The 14421-nt window shown below is 63.5% G+C and carries 16 protein-coding genes and 1 pseudogene; 5 read left to right on the forward strand and 12 right to left on the reverse strand.

Features of this window, described 5'->3' with window-relative positions; genetic code table 11:
* Positions 1-2 precede the first annotated feature (2 nt).
* The 9 genes and pseudogenes from XF30_RS26625 to XF30_RS26660 form a co-directional block, all read right to left on the reverse strand.
* Positions 3-929 (reverse strand): Gfo/Idh/MocA family protein, encoded by a 927-nt coding sequence (locus XF30_RS26625; protein WP_109144323.1) that lies wholly within the window; start codon positions 927-929, stop codon positions 3-5.
* Positions 926-1702: a FadR/GntR family transcriptional regulator gene (locus tag XF30_RS26630; protein ID WP_036005559.1), complete on the reverse strand. Its 777-nt coding sequence runs from the start codon at positions 1700-1702 to the stop codon at positions 926-928. The genes XF30_RS26625 and XF30_RS26630 overlap by 4 nt, the downstream gene beginning before the upstream one ends.
* Positions 1699-1845, reverse strand: a complete 147-nt coding sequence (locus tag XF30_RS38260; protein ID WP_157784002.1) for a hypothetical protein — start codon at positions 1843-1845, stop codon at positions 1699-1701. The genes XF30_RS26630 and XF30_RS38260 overlap by 4 nt, the downstream gene beginning before the upstream one ends.
* 2 nt (positions 1846-1847) lie before the next feature.
* Positions 1848-1952 (reverse strand): annotated as a pseudogene (locus XF30_RS26635) (sugar ABC transporter substrate-binding protein); the annotation flags it as partial.
* 333 nt (positions 1953-2285) lie between these two features.
* Positions 2286-3458 (reverse strand): fumarylacetoacetate hydrolase family protein, encoded by a 1173-nt coding sequence (locus XF30_RS26640; RefSeq protein WP_109144324.1) that lies wholly within the window; start codon positions 3456-3458, stop codon positions 2286-2288.
* Positions 3459-3570: 112 nt separating this feature from the next.
* Positions 3571-4548 carry a HEAT repeat domain-containing protein gene (locus XF30_RS26645; protein ID WP_192893264.1) on the reverse strand — a complete coding sequence of 326 codons (978 nt, stop codon included), beginning with the start codon at positions 4546-4548 and terminating at the stop codon, positions 3571-3573.
* A gap of 2 nt (positions 4549-4550) precedes the next feature.
* On the reverse strand, positions 4551-4784 hold the full coding sequence (locus XF30_RS26650) for a 4Fe-4S dicluster domain-containing protein (protein ID WP_007593252.1): 234 nt from the start codon (positions 4782-4784) through the stop codon (positions 4551-4553).
* Between the two features lie 32 nt (positions 4785-4816).
* The gene (locus tag XF30_RS26655) at positions 4817-6559 is read right to left on the reverse strand and encodes a fumarate reductase/succinate dehydrogenase flavoprotein subunit (protein WP_036023365.1); all 1743 of its coding nucleotides are present in this window, start codon (positions 6557-6559) and stop codon (positions 4817-4819) included.
* A gap of 101 nt (positions 6560-6660) precedes the next feature.
* The gene (locus XF30_RS26660; RefSeq protein WP_109145860.1) at positions 6661-7434 is read right to left on the reverse strand and encodes a ferredoxin--NADP reductase; all 774 of its coding nucleotides are present in this window, start codon (positions 7432-7434) and stop codon (positions 6661-6663) included.
* Positions 7435-7639: 205 nt separating this feature from the next.
* On the opposite strand from XF30_RS26660, the gene XF30_RS26665 reads away from it, so the two are divergent.
* The 5 genes from XF30_RS26665 (at position 7640) to XF30_RS26685 (ending at position 12191) form a co-directional block, all read left to right on the forward strand.
* Entirely contained in the window at positions 7640-7936 is a 297-nt protein-coding gene (locus tag XF30_RS26665; RefSeq protein WP_036005572.1) for a gamma-butyrobetaine hydroxylase-like domain-containing protein, read from the forward strand.
* 100 nt (positions 7937-8036) lie between these two features.
* The gene (locus tag XF30_RS26670; RefSeq protein ID WP_109144326.1) at positions 8037-8810 is read left to right on the forward strand and encodes a Crp/Fnr family transcriptional regulator; all 774 of its coding nucleotides are present in this window, start codon (positions 8037-8039) and stop codon (positions 8808-8810) included.
* A gap of 182 nt (positions 8811-8992) precedes the next feature.
* Positions 8993-10414: an ABC transporter substrate-binding protein gene (locus XF30_RS26675; RefSeq protein ID WP_036023356.1), complete on the forward strand. Its 1422-nt coding sequence runs from the start codon at positions 8993-8995 to the stop codon at positions 10412-10414.
* Positions 10411-11322, forward strand: a complete 912-nt coding sequence (locus XF30_RS26680; protein WP_036005583.1) for an ABC transporter permease — start codon at positions 10411-10413, stop codon at positions 11320-11322. The genes XF30_RS26675 and XF30_RS26680 overlap by 4 nt, the downstream gene beginning before the upstream one ends.
* Positions 11319-12191, forward strand: coding sequence for an ABC transporter ATP-binding protein (locus XF30_RS26685; protein ID WP_036005639.1), 873 nt, complete (start codon positions 11319-11321; stop codon positions 12189-12191). The genes XF30_RS26680 and XF30_RS26685 overlap by 4 nt, the downstream gene beginning before the upstream one ends.
* 132 nt (positions 12192-12323) lie before the next feature.
* Here the strand turns inward: XF30_RS26685 and XF30_RS26690 are convergent, their stop codons facing one another.
* The 3 genes from XF30_RS26690 to XF30_RS26700 all read right to left on the reverse strand — a co-directional run.
* The gene (locus XF30_RS26690; protein WP_109144327.1) at positions 12324-13382 is read right to left on the reverse strand and encodes a YeiH family protein; all 1059 of its coding nucleotides are present in this window, start codon (positions 13380-13382) and stop codon (positions 12324-12326) included.
* A 111-nt stretch (positions 13383-13493) separates the two neighbouring features.
* Positions 13494-13712, reverse strand: a complete 219-nt coding sequence (locus XF30_RS26695; RefSeq protein WP_027546306.1) for a hypothetical protein — start codon at positions 13710-13712, stop codon at positions 13494-13496.
* A gap of 268 nt (positions 13713-13980) precedes the next feature.
* Positions 13981-14421: alanine dehydrogenase (locus XF30_RS26700; protein ID WP_502696141.1), on the reverse strand; the 441-nt coding region annotated here is incomplete at its 5' end.

Raw genomic sequence — 14421 nt, forward strand, 5'->3', positions numbered from 1 at the left:
GCTCAATCCACAAACGGTTCGGCGATCGTGCGCTTGCCGGGCAGGAAGGCGTCGGCGACGAGACGGAGCGGCGTCAGATCGACGTCACTTGCGCCGGTTGCTGCGAGCGCGACGAAGCGTCGGTAGAGCCCGCGATATTCCTCATCGGGCCCTTCGGCAAGCACCTTGCCGTCGACGGCCATGCGCGCGCCACCGCTGGACAGCGTCAGCCGGCCCTGATCGGTTTCGACGAGGATATCCCAGCTCTGCGGTCCGGTCTGGCGGAAGTCGAACTCGGCGGTCACGGGCAGGCCGCTGATATCCGTCAGGTTCACGTTCGCCGCGATCGGCGCCTGGCAATTGGCTGGAAAGGCCAGCTCGGCCGCGGTGACGAACACGGGCTTCGGCAGAATCCTGGTCAGGATCGACAGCGCATTGATGCCCGGATCGAACACGCCGAGGCCGCCGGGCTCCCAGATCCAGCCCTGCCCGGGATGCCAGACACGCACGTCTTCCTTCCAGCTGATGTGAACGGATTTGATGTGCCGATCAGTGAGCCATTGCCGGGCCGGCTCCACCGCCGGCGCATAGCGCGAATGCCAGGTCGCAAACAATGTCCGCTTCGCACCCGCCGCCATCGCGATCAACGGATCAAGCTCGGCAACGCCGTTGCCCGGCGGCTTCTCCAGCATGACGTGCTTGCCGGCGGCGAGCGCCGCCGCGGCCTGGGCCCGTCGCACCTGCGGCGGCGTGCAGAGCGAGACCGCGTCGATCGGCGGCCCCTTCTGAAGCAATTCCTCGATGGTCGCAAAATGCGGCACCCCCTGCAGCGAGGCGTTGCGGCTCGCCACGGCGGCAAGCGTTGCGCCCGGTGTGGCGGCGATCGCCGCCACATGCTGGTCCCGCGCGATCTTGCCGAAGCCGACGATGGCGATGCGAAGGTCTGTCACGCTTGTTCTCCAGTGTCGGCCGACGGTGGCGGCTCGGCCGGGGCGGTTTCGATCGCCGTACTGTCATGGCGGCGCATGCCGTTGTGAATGACATAGACCATGGCCTCGGATGCGGCATGGGCATCGCCCGCGACGATGGCATCGACGATCTTCTGATGCCAGAGCAGCACGGTATCGCGATCCTCCGGCTCGACCGGAGCGCTGAGCAGGAAAGAGGCGCGCAGCGCTGCTTCAATGACATGCCCAATCGAGCGCATGAACAGATTGCCCGAGGCACGCGCCACGGCAACATGAAGCGCGAGATCTGCATCTGCAAAACCGACCGAGTCGGACGCTTCATGCCGCATCCGATCCATGCTGCGGCGCAGCTCGCTGATGTCTTGCTCGGATCGCTGTGTTGCCGCCAGCATCGCCGCGCGCGGCTCCACGGCGAGACGGATCTCGGCGAGGTCGTCAAGGAAGCGCTTGTCGATGCCGGCATCGAGGTGCCAGGCCAGCACGTCTGCGTCGAACATGTTCCAGGCACCTCGCTCGCGCACGACGGTGCCGACCCGCGCCTTGGTGGTGAGCAGGCCCTTGGCGACCAGCGTCTTGACGCTCTCGCGCAGCACCGGCCGCGACACGCCGAACATTGCGATCATCTCGGCATCCCCCGGCAGGCGCGTGCCTTCCGCATAGCGGCCGGCGATGATGTCGACGCCGATCGAACGCGCCACCTCCGCATGGTTGGAATGGGCCCGCCGGGTCGGGATGACGACGATCCGCGAGGTCATGACGCCGCTCCCGCATGCTTCGCCGCCGGCCGGCGCGCAAGCGCGACCAGCCCCTGCAGCAGGGCGATGAAGGCGAATAGAAGCACGCCCGAGGTGCGGGGGATCAGCAAGAGCTTTGGCGCGGTGCAGGAGGTCGACTTCATGCTGAGACGGACGTTTCGGCCGCGCGCCAGCCGGATTCCGATCCAATCTGCGAGAAGCCGATCGTGAGCTGGGCGCTGGCCGGCGTCGCGAGCAACAAGGCGGCCATGGCGCTGGCCGCACAGAGAGCTTTAGGGGGCATCAGGCGCGTCTCCCAAGATGTTTTATCCGGGGGCGCCGATTGGTAGCATGGCACCCACAGGCCGGCCTTCGCGCCAGCGGCGGGCACTATTTCACGGAAGTTGAGTTCCGACTAGTCATATTATTTGACTATTTGGAGCAAACGCAGCCGAGGTGGAGCGAGCTGAGTTATGACACGTTCAGCGCGATTTTGCTCCCTTCATGCAACGGAGGGATGAAAAAATTAGGCGGCGCGATGGAGCCTCAGCTGTCAGCGGGGCGAAGGTGCGCCCCCGCTTGCGGGAGGCGAAGGGCAGCAGCGCTAGATCAGCTTCCGCTGCGCCAGGTTCTTCATCAGTGCGCCGATGCCGAACGTCCAGGGCTCGCACTCGTCGCTGGTGCGCATGCGGTTGACGAGCTTGCCGAGCTGAGGCGCTGCGATAGTGACAATGTCGTCGCGCTTGTGGGTGAATCCCTGCCCCGGCGCATCGCGATCCTTCACGGGTGCGAACATGGTGCCGAGGAACAGCACGAAGCCGTCAGGATATTGATGCACCTTGCCGATGGTCTGCGCGACGAGATCGGTCGGATCGCGGCTGATCTTGCTGATCGAGGAATGGCCGTCGAGAACGAAGCCGTCCGCGCCCGTGACATTCAGGCTGATGTCCAGCCTGCGCGCGTCGTCGAGCGTGAAGGTGTCGTCGAACAGGCGCAGCAGCGGGCCGATCGAGCAGGACGCGTTGTTGTCCTTGGCCTTCGACAACAGCAGCGCCGAGCGGCCCTCGAAGTCGCGCAGGTTCACGTCGTTGCCGAGCGCGCCCCCGACGATCTTGCCGCGGCTCGACACGAACAGCACGAGCTCGGGCTCGGGATTGTTCCAGGTCGATTTCGGGTGCAGGCCGGCATCCATGCCGGTGCCGACCGACGACAAGGTGGGCGCCTTGGTGAAAACCTCGGCATCCGGACCGATGCCGACCTCAAGATATTGGCTCCAGGCATTCTGATCGATCAGCACTTGCTTCAGGTGCATCGCCTGATCCGAGCCCGGCTTGAGCTTTGACAGATCGTCGCCGATCAGGCGCGTCACTTCTTTCCGGATCGCTTCGGCCGAGGCCGGATTGCCCTTGGCGCGCTCTTCGATAACGCGTTCCAGCATCGAGATCGCGAACGTGACGCCGGCGGCCTTCAGCGTCTGGAGATCGACGGGCGCGAGCAGCCAGGGCTTTTGGGGATCGCGCCCGTCCGGCGGGGTGTTGGCGACGATCGCCTCGAGATCACCGATGCGCTCGCCCTTGGTGGCGGCAAGCGCCTTGGCGGGATCGTCCGTCTCGCAGAGCGCACTGATGGTCGGAAATTTTGCTGTGACGTCATACACACCGTCACCGCGCATGGCGGCGACGGCCGGACCGTTGACCTGCGGCAGCCAGACGCGGCCGACCAGCGTCCCCTTCGTGCCGTCCTCGGGGAGAAGGTCCTTTACAGTCAATGTCGTCATGGCCGCGTCCTCGCTGTTCTAAGGAATGGCCGCATTCGCAGCGGCCGTTCCCGTGAGCGAAGACCAATAAACGTCTGGCGCTGGAAGTCCAGAGCGGCGACGCGCCGTGCAATTATGCCCCTGCCCGCGCCTTTCGCGCTGCAATCTGGTGCAGTGCCCAGCGCGCATTCTTGCGGACATCAGGATCAGGATCGTCGGCGGTCACGGCCAGGAATGCCTCGCCGTCAGGGTGGCCGATCTCACCTAGCGCGGCGGCGGCCTCTTTGCGCAAATTCGCCTGGTCGTGATTGACGCAATTGCCGATCGGCCGCACCGCGCGTTCGATCTTCATCTTGCCAAGGCTGCGGATCGCCTTCAGCCGCACCTGCCAGAACTCATCCGCGAGGCAAGCGACGAGCTGATCAGCCGCGATTGCACCATTCACGTTGAGGCCCAGCGTCTCCGCGGCCATCTCGCGAACCATCCAGTCGGCGTCCTTCAGCGCGCGGGTGATGGTCTCCGCCGCCGGCTTCATCTGCGAAAAGGCCAATGCGCTCACGGCGGCGCGGCGCACATGGGCATCGGGATCGTTGATCAGCGCGGTCAGCGCCGGAATGGATTCCTCCAGCTTGAGGAAGCCGATCACGCCGATCGCCTGCACGCGCACGGCGGCGTCAGGGTCCTGGAGCGCTTCCAGCGCGGGCTTGAGTGTATCCCTGCGCCGAAGTTCCTTCAGCGCGCGCAGAGCGCCCATGCGGACGAAAGCGTGGGTATGCCTGACCAGCGGCAGAATCGCGTCGGCGCAGGCGGGATCCTTGAATTCAGCCATGCTGTCGGCCGCAGCCGCCGCGACGATCCTCTCGGGATCGACGAGCAGCTTCACCAGCGCGCTTGCTGCCTCCGGTCCGTCGAACTCGCCGAGCGCCATCGCGACCTGCTGGCGCACACCGGCATCGGGATCGGTGACCATTTTGGCGAGATGTGCGACCGCGGCGGGATCGCCGGAATGACCGAGTGCAATGATGGCGACGCGGCGTTCGGCGGGATCGGCCGCCTGCAGCCGCTCGTCGGCGTCTTCGAGATCGTCATAGGATTCGAACGGGCTCGACATGATCACCTCAACAGATAGGGAATGTTGACGGTGACGGCGCCGGTCGGACAATCCGCTTCGCAGGGCATGCAATACCAGCACTCGTCATAGGCCATGTAGGCCTTGTTGGTCATGTCGCTGATGCGCAGCACGTCGAGCGGGCAGACATCGACGCACACCGTGCAGCCCTTGTCCGCGATGCATTTGGCGTCGTCGACCACCACCGGAACCGATGTCTGATAGGACGCGAGAGGCATGTGATGTCTCCTGTTGGCTATGTTCTGGTGGATCAGGCCGAGGCGCGAATGCGCTGCTTGTCGTAGAGGTCCTTCTCGTCGTCCGCGATCGGCACGACATAGGGCTCGACTGCGCGCTTCTCGCTGGTCATCCTGCCGTCCTGCTTGGACAGCAGCGTGTGGCAGAACCAGTTCTCGTTGTCCTTCTCCGGGAAGTCCGTCCGCCAGTGATAGAGACCCCAGCGGCTCTCTTCGCGGTAGAGCGAAGCGTGTGCGGCCATGTCGGCACAGTCCATGATCGACTGCACTTCGAGCGCGCGCAGCAATTCGTGCGCGTTGCGCGCGATCATGCGCTCCTGCATATCCTCACGCGCCTCGGCGAGCCGCCGCATGCCGAGCTCATATTTGCGCGTGACCTTCGGCGGCTGGAGATAGTCATTGACCAGACGGCGGGTCTTGTACTCGATCTGGTTCGGCGGAATGCCGTCCTCGCGCTTGGTCGGCGCCATCACGCGCTCGCGTTCCATGGCGACGTCGGCCGCGTCGAATTCCGCGAAATCATGGTTGTCGGCGAACTCCATCGCGTCGATGCCTGCGACCGAGCCGTTGGTGAAGGCGCCGAGCATGTAATTGTGCGGGACGCTCGCCATGTCGCCGGCGGCATAGAGGCCGGGTACGGTGGTGCGGGCATTGTCGTCGACGAACACGCCTGACGCGCTGTGGCCGGAGCAGAAGCCGATCTCGGAGATATGCATCTCGATGGACTCACTGCGGTAGTCGACCCCGCGCCCCTGCTGGAACAGGCCGCGCGTCGGACGCTCGACCTTGTGCAGCGTGGATTCGATCTCGGAAATCGTGTCGGGGTGGAGATGCTTGAGCTGGAGGAACACCGGACCCTTGCCCGAGAGGAGCTCGTTGTAGAACTCCAGCATCATCTGGCCGGACCAGTAGTCGCATTCGATGAAGCGCGAGCCTTCGTTGTTTGCCGTATATGCGCCGAACGGGCCGGCGACATAGGCGCAGGCCGGGCCGTTATAGTCCTTGATCAGCGGGTTGATCTGGAAGCATTCGAGGTTCGCGAGCGCTGCGCCGGCGTGATAGGCCATGGCGTAACCGTCGCCGGAATTGGCGGCGTTCTCGTAGGTGCCGAACATGTAGCCGGACGTCGGCAGACCGAGGCGACCGGCGGCGCCCATGCAGAGGATCACGGCCTTGGCCTTGATCACCAGCATCTCGGCGGTACGCGTATTGACGCTGATGGCGCCGGCAATGCGGCCGTCGCCCGATTTGACCAGGCGCGTCGCCATGTAGCGGTTGGAAATGAGGATGCGGGCGCGGCGGAGCTGGCGATACAGCGCCTTCTTCACGGTCTCGCCGTTCGGCATGGGCAGAACATAAGTGCCGATGTGGTGCACCTTCTTGACGGCATAGTCGCCGTTCTCGTTCTTCAGGAAGCGGATGCCGAAACTGTCGAGCTCCTCGATGATGCTGTAGCAGTTCTGCGCGTATTTATAGACCGCCTTCTGGTCGACGATGCCGTCATTGGCGATGGTGATTTCCTTGGTGTACTGCTCGGGCGTCGCGTAACCGGGGATGACGGCGTTGTTGAGCCCATCCATACCCATCGAGATCGCGCCGGAGCGCTTGACGTTCGCCTTCTCGAGCAGGACGACATTGGCCTTCGGGTTCTTCAGCTTCGCCTTCAGTGCCGCCATCGGGCCGGCTGTGCCGCCGCCGATCACCAGCACATCGCAGGAAACTTCCGAAAGTCCGTCGACGATCTGATCTAGTGCCATCGCTTGCTCCTGGTTCGCCGATCCCGGCGCCTTTGCGTCAGATTTGTTCAGGGGGCGTCGCCGCGATAGCAATTAGTTGTCGCTGGGACGCGATTTGTAGCTCAGCGTTCGACGAAGGCTTTTTCGATGACGAAATGGCCGGGCTGGCTATGGTTGCCCTCGACAAAGCCGCGCGCCGCGAACATCGCGTGGAGTTCCTCGAGCATCGCCGGGCTGCCGCACAGCATGATGCGGTCAGTTTCGATGTCGAGGCTCGCTTGTCCGATATCCTCGAAGAGCTGGTTCGAGGCGATCAGGTCGGTGATGCGGCCGCGATTCCGGAACGGCTCGCGGGTGACGGTCGGGTAGTAGACGAGCTTGTCGCCGATCAATGGGCCGAAGAATTCGTGATTGCGCAGGTCCTCGACGAGGTGCTCGCCATAGGCGAGTTCCGAGACCTGGCGGCAGCCATGGGCGAGCACGATGGTCTCGTAATTCTCATAGACGTCGGGGTCCTTGATCAGGCTGGCGAAGGGCGCCAGGCCCGTTCCGGTTGAAAGCAGCAGCAGGCGTTTTCCCGGAATGAGGTTGCCGGTGATCAGCGTGCCCGTCGCCTTGCGCCCGACCAGGATGATGTCACCTTCCCTGATCTTCTGAAGGCGCGAGGTCAGCGGGCCGTCCTGCACCTTGATCGAGAAGAATTCGAGCGCCTCCTCGTGATTGGCGCTGGCCATGCTGTAGGCCCGCATCAACGGCTTGCCCTCGACCTCCAGACCAATCATTGCGAACTGGCCGTTCTGGAAGCGGAAGCCGGGATCGCGCGTCGCGGTGAAGCTGAACAGGGACTCGGTCCAGTGCCTGACCGACAGAACCGTTTCCTTCTGAAATGCACTCATCGTCTCTCCTTGGTCATCGATGACGCGCAAGGTTTCGGAGAGAGGAGAGTCCGGCAATTCGGAAGTGAAGTTCCCGGTCGATTAGTTTCACATTTCGCGTGGGTTGCTCGAAGAGCAGGCTCGCGATCCCACCCGCACCGGCAATTAGTTGCTATTCGTGCGTTCCCGCCTCGACGTAGAACGAAGTCAGAGGTTCGTCATGACAATGACATTGGTGGCACCGACCGTGGCCGACTACGAAGCCAGCGCCGATCTCGCTTCGCTCCTGGTCCGCACCGCGCAGGACGACGCGCTCAGCGTTTCTGCCGAAACACTCCGCCTCTCCTGCAAATGCGCCCATTGCACCCGCGCCCGCTTCGACGGCCGCTTCCCCAAAGCGTTTCCGGGGATTGCGATTACCGACATCGGCGATCTCGGCTATGGGCTGAACATTTCGTTTTCGGATGGGCACAACCGGGGGATTTATCCGAAGCCGTATCTGCTGAACTTGGCGGGGCGGTGACCCGGTATTCGGTGTCATTTCCCCGCGCGAGGCGTCTGCCCCCGTCTGGCACGGACATTGCTCCTCTTTAGAACGATTTGAAACGTTCGGGAGGCAGGCGATGTTGCAGGCAGCGAATGCGGTTCGCGGGGCTGTTCCCCCAGCAGTCAGGCCTGCCAGCAGTTCCTCGCTGCTGCTCACCGAGAACCAGCAATGGATCGGCGGTCCACCCCCGTTGATGGACAAGCTCTCACCGCGCGAGCGGGAGTTGGTGCTGAAGCAGGGCCGCCGCAAGGTGCTCAATCGCGGCCAAACGCTGTTCAGCCAGGGCGGCAAGCATGACGGCATCTGGCTGATCGAGAGCGGCCGCATCCGTGTCTTCTACACCTCGCCACTCGGACGCGAGATCACGCTGGCCTATTGGCATGTTGGCAATTTCGTCGGCGGTCCCGAAGTGTTCGAAGGCACCGTGCATCAATGGTCCGGCGTTGCCTCCAGTAATTGCAGCGTCGTGCACCTGCCCGGAAAGGAACTGCGGTCCCTTGCCGCAGAGATCCCGAACCTCGCGATTGGCCTGATCGAAGGCCTGACGTTCAAAGGCAAATGCTATTCGGCGCTGGCCCAGATGCTTGGGACGCGCTCGATCACGCAGCGTCTCGCCCATCTCTTGCTGCATCTCGTCGAGCTCTACGGCGTCGCGGATGCCGACGGCACCGTGATCGCCGCGGCCTTCACCCACGCCGACATCGCCCACATGGTCGGCGCCACCAGGCAATGGGTCACGATCAGCCTGAAGCGGATGCAGGAGAAGGGAATCGTGCTGACCAAACGGTCGCAGATCGTGGTCTGCCGGACCGACATTCTCGAGGAGATGCGCGGCCAGGCGACGGATTGAAGGGGGCCCGCGACCATGGCCGATGCACAGGCAAGCGGCTTTATAGTGCAGGACTGCCCAAGGAGTATGCAATCAGCTTTTCCCGGCAACTAATCGACTGCGGCGGCCACTCCGGATTTGCCCTGCTTGCGCCCTCCCCCAATCATGGCACCCACAGCACATCCAACCGAATGAGGATGAGAATGGTCCGCCATCTTCCCACGCTCTCGATCGCGATGTCGGTGACGTCGCTGGCGCTGCTCGTCGCGCAGCCGGCTTCTGCGGAAACCGTCAAGCTCGGCATCGGAACGCAGGATACCACGACCAACACGGTCACCGCAGGCGTCGTCATCCGCCAATTGCAACTGCTCGAGAAGTACCTGCCGAAGGACGGCAAATACGCCAACATCAAGTTCGAGCTCGAATGGCAGAACTTCACCTCCGGTCCGCCCGTCACCAACGCGATGATGGCGAACAAGCTGCAGATCGGGATGATGGGCGACTATCCGCTCATCGTGAACGGATTCACCTTCGAGAGCAATCCGGAGAGCAAGAGCCGCCTCGTCGGCATCGCCGCCTACAGCCTGTCCGGCTCGGGCAACGGCCTCGTCGTCCACAAGGACTCACCCTATTACGACCTCGCCGATCTCAAGGGTAAGCTCGTCAGCGTGCCTTTCGGCTCCGCCGCGCACGGCATGGTGCTGAAAGCGATGCAGGATCGCGGCTATGCGTCCGATTTCTTCCAGCTCGTCAGCCAGAGCCCGGAGGTCGGCTCGACCAATCTGCAGGAGAAGAAGATCGACGGGCACGCCGATTTCGTCCCCTTCGCCGAGCTGTTGCCGTTCCGCGGCTTCGCGCGGAAGATCTTCGACGGCGTCGAAACGAACTTGCCGACCTTCCACGGCATCGTGGTTCGCACCGACTTCGCCGAAAAATATCCCGAGGTCGTCGTCGCCTATTTCAAGGCGCTAATCGCCGCCAATCAGTGGCTGCGCGCGGATCCCAAGCTGGCCGCCGAGAAGATCCAGGAATGGACCGGCATCAACAAGGAGGTCGTCTACATCTTCTTAGGGCCCAGCGGCAATATGACGACCGATCCGACTATCAAGCCGGCGCTGATCGATGCGGCCACGACCGACGTCAAGGTGCTGCAGAATCTCGGCCGCATGAAGGAGTTCGATCCGAAAAAATGGGTCGACGACAAATACATCCGCAAGGCCTATGCTGAAATGAAGCTCGACTACGACGCCCAGCTCGCGAGCACCAACAACTATGAGATCTCGGGCGAGGACAGCTTCTGCAAGAAGCCCATCACCGATCCGCGCAAGGCGGGCGAAGTTTGGGTCGACGGTGCCGGCATCATGCCCTTCTCGTCCGCCAGCTGCACGCTCGGCGCCTATGCCGACTACAAGGCCAAGGGCAAGAAGATCAACGTCGCCTACGTCTTCGACACCACGCGCGGCATCAAGCTGTTCGCCGATCAGGCCTTCTTCGCGGTCGGCAATAGCGAGGTCGCCCCGTTCCTGCTGAAGAAGGACGCCGAAGCCTACGCTGCCAAGATCAGCGGCAAGGTGCTCGGCTTCGATGAAGCGATGAAGGCCGCCGTCGGCGGAGGCAAGACGTGAGCAGCCCCGCCCTCGTCAGACAGCCCGAGGACAGCATGCCGGCAACAGCACTTGCTGAGGCGGGCTCCGCGCCCGCCGCCATCATCCGGCCTTCGACGCCGCCTTCCTTCGCCACACTGGGGTTGCGCTGGTACCGGCTCAATCGGGCAGGTCTGCGCGCGGCGGCAATCGGCGTGATTTCGCTGCTCGCCTTTCTGCTGGTCTGGCATCTGCTCACGACCTATCGGGTCGTGTTCTTCGTGCGCTTCACCAACGTGCCCTCGCCGCTCGCGGTCTATGACAGCTTCATAAAGGCGATTCACGATCCTAAATTCCTGATGCACATCCTGCTCAGTTGCCGGCGCATCTTCATCGGATTCTCGCTCGCGGCGATCGTCGGCGTGCCGCTCGGCCTGATCATGGGGCGCTTCAAGCTGGTGCATGAGGTGATTTTCCCGGTCGCCGAAGTGCTGCGGCCGATCCCGGCAATCGCCTGGGTGCCGATGGCGATCATGCTGTGGCCGACCAACGAGCAGAGCATCGTCTACATCACCTTCCTCGGTTCGTTCTTCCCGATTCTCGTCAACACCCTGCACGGCATGTCGCTGGTCGACCCCGTGCTGGTACGCGCCGCACAATGTCTCGGCGCGCGCGAACGCTCGATCTTTCGGGAGGTCTATTTCCCAGCCTCGCTGCCGCACATCTTCACCGGCCTCACCGTCGGCATGGGCGTCGCCTGGGTGTCGCTGATCGCGGCCGAGATGATCTCCGGTCAGTACGGTATCGGTTACTTCACCTGGGAAGCTTATTCGCTGGTCCAATATGCCGACATCGCGCTCGGCATGATCGCAATCGGGGTGCTCGGCCTCGGGTCGAGCCTGCTGATCAGGGGCGCGGGGCAATTGGTGATGCCGTGGAGATCGACATGAGCGAGGTGCTAGCGAACAGCCCAAAAGGCCACATCGAAGTCAAGAACTTCTCCCTCGCCTACGAGACCATCGAGGGCGCGGTGCAGGCTGTCACCGACACGCAGATCCATGTGCGGCCCGGCGAGTTCGTGTCGATCGTCGGCCCGTCCGGCTGCGGAAAGTCGACGCTGCTCAATGCGGTCGCAGGCTTCCTCAAGCCGACGACCGGTGTAGTTACCGTCGACGGCGAGCGGGTAAACGGTCCGAGCGCCGAACGCGGCATGGTGTTTCAGCAATATTCTCTTTTTCCGTGGAAAACCGTGCGCGAGAACGTCGAGTTCGGCCTGAAGATGCGCGGCATGCCGCGCTCGCAGCGCGAACGCGCCGCGCGCACGCTGTTGGGGCTTGCGGGACTCGAAGCGTTCGAAAAGCATTATCCGGAAAAGCTCTCCGGCGGCATGAAGCAGCGCGTCGGCATCGTCCGCGCGCTCGCGACGGGACCGAAAGTGCTGTTGCTGGACGAGCCCTTCGGCGCGCTCGACGCGCAGACGCGCGTCATCATGCAGCAGATCCTCACCAATATGTGGCAGCGGCTGAAGATCTCGGTGCTGTTTGTCACCCACGACATTGACGAAGCCATCTTCCTGTCCGACCGCGTCTATTGCATGACCGCGCGGCCGGGCTCGATCAAGGCGGAGATCCCGATCCCGCTGGAGCGGCCGCGGCAGCAATCGATGATGATGTCGTCGGAATTCTTGGCGCTCCGCCGCGGGCTGATGTCGCTGATCCGCGAAGAGAGCCTGAAGGCGATGGGCGGCGAGATCAACGACTTGGGCATGCAGGGGCTGAACATCGAGCTGCACGGCCACTCGCTCGCGGACGTGATTTAGCTTACCGCTCGCAGCAATGACGGTCTCGTAGGGTGGGCAAAGCGAAAGCGTGCCCACGGTTCTCCGTCTCTTATAGAACCGTCGGCACGGCGCTTGCGCCCCTTTGCCCACCCTACTGCAGCTTTGCCCTGATCACTTGAACCAGTGCACCAGCGCGATGCTGATCCCCAGCAGCAGCAGCAGCGACAGCGTCACGGCCGCCGTCACCCGGCCGCCGACATTGGCGAGCACGCGCACGTCGACGCCAAGGCCGAGGGCGGCCATCGAGACCACCGTGAGAAAGCTCGTGATCGTCGTCACGGGGCCAACCACCGTCGCCGGCACGATCTCCAGCGAGCGCAGGGTCGCAAGCGCAAGGAAGCCGAGGATGAACCAGGGGACCAGGCGGAAGAAGCCGACGCTGGTTTTCTTGGCATCGCTCTGCCAGCGCGAAGCGACCAGCGACAGGCCGACGACGACCGGGCCGAGCATCAGGACACGCATCAGCTTCACCAGCGTGCCGATCTGGGTTGAGACGAGACCTGCCGGCACCGTCGCGGCGAGCACCTGCGGCACTGCGTAAACGGTGAGCCCGGCGAGAATGCCGTACTGCGTTGCGGACAATTGCAGCAGCGGGATCAGCAGCGGCAGGCCCAGCACCATCATCACGCCAAGGATCGCCGTAAAGGAGATCGAGGATGCAATCTCGTCGTTGCTGGCGCCGATGATGGGCGCCACTGCGGCGATGGCGGAATTGCCGCAGATCGAGTTGCCGCAGGCGATCAGGATCGACAGCCGCGTCGACAGGCCGAGCAGCCGGCTGAGGCCGAAGGAGACGCAGAGCGCGACCACGACGACCGCGGCGATGGAGGCGAGCAGCGCAATGCCGGAAGCCGCGATCGCGGCAAAGCTGATGGAGGCCCCGAGCAGCATCACCGCGACTTCCAGCAGTTGCTTGGCGCTGAAGGCGATGCCGGCCTGCCACCGCGGGGCCGGCTTCCAGAAGCTGCGCACCGCCATGCCGAGCAGGATCGCCATGACCAGCGCCTCGACATAGGGGTGCTCGAACATGCTCAGTTCGGCCCGCTCGAGCAGGGCCGACACACCGGCCACGAGAACGCAGAGCAGGATGCCCGGAATCAGCGCCGCAATACGGCCCGCGGCGGTGACCGGCTTGGAATCGGCCGGGCTGGATGCTTGATTCTGCGACACAAATCTCTCCCGAAGGAGAAAGATTTATACGCACCACGACCCGATTGGGAAATATGTTTTCGACATATCAGGGCCGAGAGAAGTTCTGTCCTCGGACCGGAATAAACGGCCTCAGAAGATCAGGTTCTTGGCCAGCGAGGCGACGCGGCTGAAACCGTCATAGATGCCGGGCTCGAAGAAGGCTGCACGGGCCAGCACGATGCCCGCGACAAGCGACCAGAACAGGGTGGTGCCGGCCCGCAGCAGGAGCTTCGAGGCACGCGACTTCGGCTGTGTGTCCGTTGCGGACACCAGTTGCTCGCCGAAGGGCTCAAATCCAGTGCGTTCCATGGCTGCCGATCCACCAATTTCTGGCGGAAATGTCGTCGTTTCGGCTGCAAACAGCAATGGAAGCGATTGGCGTTTTTGCCCTCGGAAGGGGAAACTCCTTCCTCCTGACAGGACCGCGGCAATAGTTTTCTTCTTTCCGCCTATTTGGACACCGCCGCTCCGGTCACAACGGCTTCACCGCGTCGGGATTCCCCGGGGGCTCGGGAGCACGGCGGCAGCGCCATCTTCCAGTCGGTTGATGGCGCGGCACCGACGATGGCCCATCTCGCTACGCCGCCAGTCCGCTCTCTACTGGCGCAAACTCCAGCCCCAGACTCTCCGCCACCGCCTTGTTCGTCACCCGGCCGCGATGCACGTTGAGCCCGTTGCGCAGATGCGGATTCTCCAAGATGGCCGCAAATCCCTTGTTGGCGAGCATCAGGCCGAACGGCAGCGTCGCGTTGTTCAGGGCTTGGCTCGAGGTCACCGGCACGGCTCCCGGCATGTTGGCGACGCAATAGTGAACGACGCCGTCGACCTCGTAGGTCGGCTCCGCGTGCGTGGTCGGGTGCGAGGTCTCGAAGCAGCCGCCCTGGTCGATCGCGACGTCGACCAGCACGGCTCCCGGCCGCATCGATTTCAGCATCGCGCGCGTGACGAGCTTCGGCGCGCTGGCGCCGGGCACCAGCACTGCACCGATCACGACGTCGGCGGCGAACACCTCGTCCTC

It is taken from the genome of Bradyrhizobium sp. SUTN9-2, from assembly GCF_003122645.1.
Taxonomy (GTDB): domain Bacteria; phylum Pseudomonadota; class Alphaproteobacteria; order Rhizobiales; family Xanthobacteraceae; genus Bradyrhizobium; species Bradyrhizobium yuanmingense.